This is a genomic window from Pseudomonas subflava (assembly GCF_023823685.1).
Classification (GTDB): domain Bacteria; phylum Pseudomonadota; class Gammaproteobacteria; order Pseudomonadales; family Pseudomonadaceae; genus Aquipseudomonas; species Aquipseudomonas subflava.
Genome location: NZ_JAMXBF010000025.1, coordinates 1 through 3370, shown reverse-complemented (window position 1 = coordinate 3370; position 3370 = coordinate 1). Strand labels below are relative to the sequence as shown.

Sequence of the window (3370 nt, the reverse complement as noted above, 5' to 3'; positions counted from 1 at the left end):
CGCTTCCAGCTCGGCGAAGGCAATCCGCTCGCCGCCATGCACCAGAGCAATGGCCTCGGGGCGCAGGCGTGCCTGCTCGGAGATCAGCTGCGGCAACAGACGTGCAGCATCGAAGTCCTGGCGCGGCTTGTTCCACTCGTCCAGCAGGAATTGTTCGGCTTCGCCCAGCAGCGCTAGGCTGCCTAGCGGCTGGGCCGGATTGCCGCATACCAGCGCTAGCGCCCGGCGCAGCAGCGCCTCGACCTGAGCGATGCCGTGGGCATCGAAGTGCGCGCGGTCGTAGGCCAGCAGCAGTTCCAGGCGGCTGCCCGGCAGCACGGCCAGGGTCATAGGATAATGGGTGAATTCGTGGCTCTGCGGCATGCCCAGGCGCAGCTCACCGCGCTCGGCCTGCTTGAGGGCATCGCCCAGCGGGTAGTTCTCGAACACCAGCAGGCTGTCGAACAATGCCTCGCCGGCGCTACCGACCCAGCGCTGGATATCGTGCAGTGGGCTGTGTTCGTGCTCGCGCAGCTGCAGGTTCTGCACCTGCAGCGCGGCCAGCCAGTCGCCCAGCGGCTGTTCGGCCGGCAGTTGCACGGCGACAGGAAGACTGTTGATAAACAGGCCGAGCATCTGCTCGCTGCCGGCCAACTCGGTCGGGCGGCCGGCCACGGTGGCGCCGAAGCACAGGCTGCGTTTGCCGGTCAGGCGCGCCAGCAGCAAGGCCCAGGCAGCTTGCACCAGGGTGTTGAGGGTCAGGCCATGGCGCTGGGCGAAGCCGCGAATCTGTTGCTCGGTGGCGGCGTCCAGCGGCAGCGGATGACGGGCATGCCCCTGCTCCGGTACGCGGCACGGCAGGCAGCCGGCGATGCGGGTGGCGCCGTCCAGCGGGGCCAGCTGCTCACGCCAGAAGGCCTGCTCGGCGGCGGCATCCTGGCCGTCGAGCCAGTTGATGTAGTCGCGGAACTGGCTGCTCGGCGCCGGCAGGCGGTCACCGTGGTACAGGGCCAGCACTTCGGCGAACAGCAGGCCGTTGCTCCAGCCGTCCAGCAGCAGATGGTGCAGGGTCCAGGCCAGCACGAAGTTGCCAGCGCCGCGCTGGATCAGCGCAAGGCGCAGCAGCGGCGCCTGGTCGAGGGCAAAGCCGCGCTCGCGCTCGGCGCTGCAGAAAGCCTGCAGCTGCGCATCGAAATCGACGACACCGCGCCAGTCGAGATCCTGCCAGTCCAGCTCGACTTCGGCCTGCACCAGTTGCAGCGGGCGTTCGCCCAGCAGGAAGCGGCTGCGTAACACGCCATGACGCGCTAGCACCTGGCGCCAGGCGTTCTGCAGGCGCAGCGGATTGAGGCCGGTGAACGGCAGCAGCAACTGGCTGACGTAGCTGCCGGCGCCTTCCAGCTGGCTGTGGAACAGCAGGCCCTGCTGCAACGGCGACAGCGGGTGGATGTCCTCCACACCAGGCAGCGCATCCAGCTCGGCCTGGCTCAGGCCGGCCAGCGGTACATCGCTGGAGGTCAGTCTGGCCGGGGTTTTCTGGCAATGCTGGGCGATGGTGCGCAGCTCGTCCTGCAGGCGGGTGAGCAGACCTTCCAGGGTCGGTCGCGCCAGTTGCTGCGGGTTGAAGTCCAGGTGCAGATGCAGGGCGCCACCACGTTGTTCGGCGTTGATCACCAGCGGTGCGTCCAGCGGCGCATCGGCTTCGCGCCACAGGCCGCCTTCGCGCAGGCGCAGGCCATTGCCGCCTTCGTCGAACTGGCCGAGGTAGTTGAACAGCAGTTGCGGGGCACACTCGGGCAGCTGCTCACGCTGGCGCAGCAGGCCGTAGCCGAGGCCCAGGTCGGGCACGGCACGCAGTTGTTCCTTAATCGCCTTGAGGCTGGCAGCCAGCTCGACTTCCGGTTGCAGGCGAACGGGGTAGAGGCTGGTGAACCAGCCGACGCTGCGCGACAGGTCGATATCGTCGAACAGCGGCGCGCGGCCGTGGCTTTCCAGGTGCACGCACAGCGTTGGCTGCTCGCTCCAGCTGCACAGCACGCGGCTAAGAGCAGTCAGCAGCAGCTCATCGGCGCGCAGGCGATAGGCCTGCTGACCGGCCTGCAGCAGGTCGCGGGTAAAACCGGCGTCCAGGCTCAGCTCCAGGCGCTGGCGAGTGCCCTCGCTACCGGCCTCGGTGCTCAGCAGCGGCAGTTCGCCACCGGCGGCCTGCTGGGCCTGCCAGTACGGCAGCTGTGCGTCCACGTTCCAGCCGGCCAAGCGTTCGCCCCAGGCCTTGAAGGCGCTGGTCTTGCTCGGCAGCTGTACCGCCAGGCCGCTGGTCAGTTGCAGGCAGGCGCGCTGCAGGTCTTCCAGCAGCACGCGCCAGGACACGCCATCGACCACGAGGTGGTGGATGGACAGCAGCAGGCGATCGGCCTGGCCCGGCTGGATCAGGCAGAGACCGCGCAGGTGCGCGCCGCTGGCCGGATCGATGCTGCGCTGGGCGGCGTCGTAGTGCGGCTGCGGGTCTTCGCCGGCGGCCAGTTCGACCTGTTGCAGGAGAGGGCTGCCGGTTTCGGCGGCATGTACTTGCTGCCACTGGCCAACGTGCTGTTCGAAGCGCAGACGCAGAGCATCGTGGTGCTGAACCAGGGCTTGTAGGGCCTGTTCCAGCTGAGCCGCCGGCAGCGGCTCGGCCAGTTCCAGCAGCAGGTACTGGTTGCACGGGGCCAGGCCCTCGCGCTGCAGCAGGCGCGCCTGGATTGGCAGCAGCGGTGCTGCGCCAGTCACCGGCCCCTGCTCGGCGAGCGGTGCGGCGACGCTGCGGGCAACGCCGGCCAACTGGGTCAGGGTCTGCTGCTGGAACAGGTCCTTTGGCGTCAGGCCCAGGCCCTGCTGACGGGCGCGACTGACCACCTGCAGCGCGACGATGGAGTCACCGCCCAACTCGAAGAAATGATCCTGCCGCCCTACCCGCTCCACACCCAGCACTTCGGCCCAAATGGCGGCGAGGGTGCGCTCGTTGTCGGTCTGCGGCGCCTCATAGTCCTGGCTCTGCCAAGTCGGCTCCGGCAGCGCGGCACGGTCCAGCTTGCCGGCTGGGGTCAGCGGGAGTTTTTCCAGGGCGATGATCTGTGCCGGCACCATATAGTCCGGCAGGACCTTGGCCAGCTCGCTGCGCAAGACATTGGCATCGGTGCCGTCTTTGGCGACAACGTAGCCGACCAGCTGTTTGCCGGTTGGCGTCTCGCGGGCGATCACCGTCGCTTCCTGCACGCCATCGAGGGCCAGCAACTGGCTCTCTATCTCGCCCAGTTCGATACGGAAACCACGGATCTTCACCTGATGGTCGACCCGACCCAGGTAGTCCAGGGTGCCGTCTTCGCGCCAGCGCACCAGGTCGCCGGTGCGG

1 protein-coding gene is annotated in these 3370 nt (G+C 68.2%); it reads right to left on the bottom strand.

Translation table 11 applies throughout. The features are described 5' to 3' along the window. On the bottom strand, nucleotides 1-3370 hold a 3370-nt coding region (locus NF616_RS21140; RefSeq protein ID WP_252275734.1), incomplete at both ends, for a condensation domain-containing protein.